General features: G+C 70.4%; 4 protein-coding genes. 1 reads left to right on the top strand and 3 read right to left on the bottom strand.

Annotated features, from left to right (window positions below):
- Positions 1 to 372: 372 nt before the first annotated feature.
- Positions 373 to 1,380: a stage II sporulation protein M gene (locus IG62_RS0140650; RefSeq protein WP_030816239.1), complete on the bottom strand. Its 1,008-nt coding sequence runs from the start codon at positions 1,378 to 1,380 to the stop codon at positions 373 to 375.
- 115 nt (positions 1,381 to 1,495) lie between these two features.
- Here IG62_RS0140650 and IG62_RS0140645 point away from each other — a divergent pair, with 115 nt between their 5' ends.
- A complete protein-coding gene (locus tag IG62_RS0140645; protein ID WP_030816237.1) occupies positions 1,496 to 2,599 on the top strand; it encodes an RDD family protein in 1,104 nt (367 codons plus the stop codon).
- A gap of 21 nt (positions 2,600 to 2,620) precedes the next feature.
- On the opposite strand, the gene IG62_RS0140640 is transcribed toward IG62_RS0140645, so the two are convergent.
- Together IG62_RS0140640 and ahcY are read right to left on the bottom strand one after the other, a co-directional pair.
- Positions 2,621 to 3,235 carry a hypothetical protein gene (locus tag IG62_RS0140640; protein WP_030816234.1) on the bottom strand — a complete coding sequence of 205 codons (615 nt, stop codon included), beginning with the start codon at positions 3,233 to 3,235 and terminating at the stop codon, positions 2,621 to 2,623.
- A gap of 134 nt (positions 3,236 to 3,369) precedes the next feature.
- Positions 3,370 to 4,827, bottom strand: coding sequence for an adenosylhomocysteinase (gene ahcY, locus IG62_RS0140635; protein ID WP_030816232.1), 1,458 nt, complete (start codon positions 4,825 to 4,827; stop codon positions 3,370 to 3,372).
- Positions 4,828 to 5,174 lie beyond the last annotated feature (347 nt).

Below are 5,174 nucleotides of genomic sequence, written 5' to 3'. Positions count from 1 at the left end.
TCCGGCGCCCTGTTGGAGCGGGCTCGGCCGTTCGGCTTTCGCTTTTCGGCCTTTCCGACTCTATCAGATCTTGTTCGTTCCGTTTCCGGTCCGAATTCGCATCCGATTCCCCGTCGGAGGGGGGTGCCTTTTGGCTTTTCCGACTTTATCAGAAGCACTTCGGGCGAAATGAATCGGCCCGGGCTTCCGGTAAGTGGTCGGTTGCGCTTCGTCGAATTCAGAGATTCTGGGCGAAGCGGAGAAGAGACTAGCCGTCGCTGATGAACTTGTCCAGTTCGCTGCAACCGTTCGAATCTACCTCCCCTGGCTGCTCGTGTCAACGGGTTGCCGGGGCGAAGAGGAGATTAGCAGGTCAGCGGGGCTGTGCGCACATCAGGCGGCGGTGGGGAGGGTGGCGTCGCGGTCGGCGGGGTCGATGTCTCCGGTGGCGCCGGCGCGTACCGCGCGGCCGCCCAGCACCTGCACGTAGAGAAGGAACGCCAGCTCGGTGGCGGTGCCGATGCCGATGCGTGCCCAGGTGGGCAGGGCGGAGGGGGTGACGAAGGCTTCGAGCGCGCCGGAGACGAAGAGAACGGCGGCGAGTCCTATGGCCACGCCGAGGGCCGAGCGTCCTTCCTGGGCAAGGGCGGCGCGGCGGGTGCGGGGGCCCGGGTCGATGAGGGTCCAGCCGAGGCGGAGACCGATGCCGGCGGCGATGAAGACTGCCGTCAGCTCCAGGAGGCCGTGCGGAAGGATCAGGCCCAGGAAGGTGTCGAGGCGGCCCGCCGAGGACATCAGGCCGATGCCGACGCCGAGGTTGAGCATGTTCTGGAAGAGGATCCAGAGGACGGGGAGGCCGAGAAAGGCGCCGAGTACCAGGCACATGGCGACGGCCTGGGCGTTGTTCGTCCATACCTGCGCGGCGAAGGAGGCGGCCGGGTGGCTGGAGTAGTACGTCTCGTACTCACCGCCGGGGCGGGTCATGGCGCGGAGGTCGTCGGGGGCGCCGATGGCCGCCTGGACCTCGGGGTGGGCGGCTATCCACCAGCCGAGGAGGGCGGCCACCACGGTGGAGAGCACAGCGGTGGGGATCCACCAGTGGCGCAGGCGGTAGACCGCTGCCGGAAAGGCGGTGGTGAAGAAGCGCGCGGTGTCCCGCCAGGAGGCCTTGCGGGCGCCGGTGACCGTACTGCGGGCGCGGGCCACCAGGGAGGTCAGGCGGGTGGTCAGCGCGGGGTCGGGGGCGATGGAGAGGAGGAGGGAGAGGTGGGTGGTGGTGCGCTGGTAGAGGGCGACCAGTTCGTCGGCCTCGGCCCCGGTGAGGCGGCGCTTGCGGTGCAGGAGTGCGTCGAGGCGGTCCCACTCGGCGCGGTGTGCCGCGACGAAGACATCGAGGTCCATACGGGGTCGCTCCTCGTAGCGCCGTGGTGGGTGAGTGCGGAGTCAGCTTGGCAGACTGGCCGGGCCCGGCGTGGTGCGGGCGGGGTTTCGGGGAGCGAGAGGGAGTGGGCGCGGCGTGAATGAGCTCGTCACGGGTGAAGCGGTGGTGCTGGGGCTGCGGCCGGCGAGACTGCCGAGCCGGGGGCTGGCGATCGCGGTCGATGTGGCCGTGGCCTGGAGCGTCTACATCGCGGTGTCGATGCTGCTGGTCAGCGCGACGTCGTCGATGGACAGCGCGGCGGTGGCTGCCGTGTCGGTGGCGACGTTCCTGTTGGTGCAGGTCGGGATTCCGATAGTGATCGAGACGCTGAGCCACGGGCGGTCGCTGGGCAAGGTGATCTGCGGGCTGCGGGTCGTACGGGAGGACGGCGGGCCGATCCGGTTCCGGCATGCGCTGGTGCGGGGGGCCATGGGGGCCATCGAGATCGTGCTGACCATGGGGGTGGTGGCGGCGATCGCCTCGCTCGTGTCCGCGCGGGGGCGCCGGGTGGGGGACGTGTTCGCCGGGACACTGGTCATACGGGAGCGGATGCCGGCGGCCGAGGTGGGGACGGCGCTGCCGCCGCCTCCCCCGTGGCTGGTGGCGGAGCTCGGGGCGCTGGATCTGTCGCGGGTGCCGGACGCGTGGTGGCTGACCGTCCGGCAGTACCTGGCGCGGATGGGGCAGCTGGACGCGCAGGTCGGGGCGGCGATGGCGGGGCGGCTGGCGGAGGATCTCCGGAGGTTCACCGGGGTGCCGGTGCCGGCCGGAGCGCATCCGGCGGCGTACCTGTCGGCGGTGGTCGGGGAGCGGCAGGGGCGGGAGTCGCGGCGGGCGTTCGGAACGGCGGCAGCGAGTCATGGGGCGGTCGGTACGACCGGTGAGGGCGCGGCGGCGTACGGGGCCGGACCGGGGCCCTCGGCGTTGGATGCCTCGCCGTACGTCTCGTCCCAGGGGACGTCGTACGCCTCGCCGTATGTACCTTCGGCGGCTCCGGCTGGGGCTTCGCCGGGGGCTTCTTGGTCGTCGCCGTCCTCGCCCTCGTCTCCCCCTCCCCCTTCGGCTCCCTCTTCCCCTTCGGCTCCCTCTTCCGCTCCTTCTGCGCCGGCGCCTTCCGGGTCGGCTGGTTCGGCGGCTGCGGGGCCGGCTTCCTCGGCGGAGGCGCGGCCGCCGCGCACGGGGTTCGCGCCGCCGGTGTGAGAGGCGGTGGCGGCGGCCGGCTCAGGTGAAGGTGGACGGCGGGGAGTCGAGGGATTCGAGTTCGATGCCGGGGGCGGAGAGGACCACGTCGCCGGCGAGGTGGACGGAGTGCTGTTCGCCGGTCTCCAGGTCGTTGACCTGGTACTCGTCCGCGATGAGGGGGGCGTTGTCAGTGGCGTGTGGTGTGCTGTTGAGCAGGGCCCAGGACTGGTCGAGGGTGCGGGGGGCGAGAACGGGGGGTGTGAAGGCGACGAGGCGGGCGCGGACGGCGCCGGCGCCGAGGGCCGGGCGCAGCAGTCGGGCGGTCGCGACGAGGAAGGCGGGGGACGCGCCGGTGAAGGCGTGGGCGCGGACGTTGCCTTCGGTGGCGTGGGTGCCGGTCGGGTCGGTGCGTACCCAGGTGACGCCGTCCAGGGCGGCGCCGCGGACCTGCCAGGCGGAGGCGTGGAGTTCGAGTCGGATGGGGCGGCCGAGGTCGTCGAGGGTGAGGTCGACGGAGCCGATGTGGTCGCCGGAGGGGTTGGTGATCTGGGAGACGTAGCGCCAGCCGGAGGGGCCGGTGGCGCAGTGGAAGTGTTCTTCGCCGAGGGGGGTGTGATCGTGCGGGTCGTGGAGGGAGTAGTGGCCGCGGGGCATGAGGGGTGCAGTCCTTCGAGCGGCGACGGTGGGGTGCGTCGGGGGCGGTGCGGTGGGGAGCCGGTACGGGCCAGGCCCCCGCCGTGAGTGGCGAGGGCCTGGATCAACCGGCTGCTGGAGCGTGGTGCTCGGTATCAGTAGCGGTAGTGGTCGGACTTGTACGGGCCCTCGACGGGGACGCCGATGTAGGCGGCCTGCTCCGGACGGAGCTCGGTGAGCTTGACGCCCAGCGCGTCGAGGTGGAGACGGGCGACCTTCTCGTCCAGGTGCTTGGGGAGGACGTAGACGTCGGTCGGGTACTGCTCCGGCTTGGTGAACAGCTCGATCTGGGCCAGCGTCTGGTCCGCGAAGGAGTTGGACATCACGAAGGACGGGTGACCGGTGGCGTTGCCCAGGTTCAGCAGGCGGCCCTCGGACAGCACGATCAGGACCTTGCCGTCGGGGTGGGTCCAGGTGTGGACCTGCGGCTTGACCTCGTCCTTGACGATGCCGGGGAGCTCCGCCAGGCCGGCCATGTCGATCTCGTTGTCGAAGTGGCCGATGTTGCCGACGATCGCCTGGTGCTTCATCCGCGCCATGTCGGACGCCAGGATGATGTCCTTGTTGCCGGTCGTGGTGATGAAGATGTCGGCGGTCTCGACGACCTCGTCGAGGGTGGTGACCTGGTAGCCGTCCATGGCGGCCTGCAGGGCGCAGATCGGGTCGATCTCGGTGATGATCACGCGGGCGCCCTGGCCACGCAGGGACTCGGCGCAGCCCTTGCCGACGTCGCCGTAGCCGCAGACGACGGCGGTCTTGCCGCCGATCAGGACGTCGGTGGCGCGGTTGATGCCGTCGATGAGGGAGTGCCGGCAGCCGTACTTGTTGTCGAACTTCGACTTGGTGACGGCGTCGTTCACGTTGATCGCGGGGAAGAGGAGCTCGCCGTCGCGCTGCATCTCGTAGAGACGGTGCACGCCGGTGGTGGTCTCCTCGGTGACACCGCGGATCTCCGAGGCCAGCTTGGTCCACTTCTGCGGGTTCTCGGCGAGGGTGCGGGTGAGCAGCTCCAGGATGGCGCGGTGCTCGTCGCTCTCGGCGGTCTCGACGGCGGGGACCTTGCCGGCCTTCTCGTACTCGACGCCCTTGTGGACGAGGAGGGTGGCGTCGCCACCGTCGTCCAGGATCATGTTCGGGCCGCCGGTGGGCGAGTTCGGCCAGGTCAGCGCCTGCTCCGTGCACCACCAGTACTCTTCGAGGGTCTCGCCCTTCCAGGCGAAGACCGGGACGCCCTGGGGGTTGTCCGGGGTGCCGTCCGGGCCGACCGCGATGGCGGCCGCGGCGTGGTCCTGGGTGGAGAAGATGTTGCAGGACGCCCAGCGGACCTCGGCGCCGAGGGCGACCAGGGTCTCGATCAGCACGGCGGTCTGCACGGTCATGTGCAGCGAGCCGGTGACACGGGCGCCGGCCAGCGGCTGCGCGGCGGCGTACTCCTTGCGGATCGCCATCAGGCCGGGCATCTCGTGCTCGGCGAGGGTGATTTCCTTACGGCCGAAGGCGGCGAGGGACAGGTCGGCGACCTTGAAGTCCTGGCCGGTGGCTGCTGTCGTCATGCGGGCTGCTCCTAGAAGCGTCGCGTGGTTTCGGGCTGGGCAGTCTGCGGCGCGGGCTGGGGTTCGTCAGCGGTGGCTGACAGAAGGAGCGTACGCAGAGGCCGACTCGCCTCTCCGGACACACCTGTCCCCTGGCCGCAGCGCAGTCCGTCGGAGGCCCTCTCTCCCTCGGCCGGTCCGCGGGGCGGGCCGACCGACCGCCATCAGCAGCGACGTCTGGCACTGGTCACGAATCTACACCGATCGGCCCAGTGAACCCCAGCCCGGAGGGAACCGGGAGGGCTGGTTCCTGTCTCTTATACACATCTCCGAGCCCACGAGACGGACTCCTATCTCGTATGCCGTCT

The organism is Streptomyces sp. NRRL S-337, assembly GCF_000720175.1.
GTDB classification, from domain to species: Bacteria; Actinomycetota; Actinomycetes; order Streptomycetales; family Streptomycetaceae; genus Streptomyces; species Streptomyces siderophoricus.
The sequence above is the reverse complement of the archived record's forward strand: the minus strand, read 5'-3'. Positions and strand labels throughout refer to the sequence as shown.

Excerpts from the sequence above, each read along its gene's own strand:
- IG62_RS0140650 (WP_030816239.1), bottom strand. The coding sequence starts at position 1,380 with ATGGACCTCGATGTCTTCGTCGCGGCACACCGCGCCGAGTGGGACCGC.
- IG62_RS0140640 (WP_030816234.1), bottom strand. The coding sequence starts at position 3,235 with ATGCCCCGCGGCCACTACTCCCTCCACGACCCGCACGATCACACCCCC.
- ahcY (WP_030816232.1), bottom strand. The coding sequence starts at position 4,827 with ATGACGACAGCAGCCACCGGCCAGGACTTCAAGGTCGCCGACCTGTCC.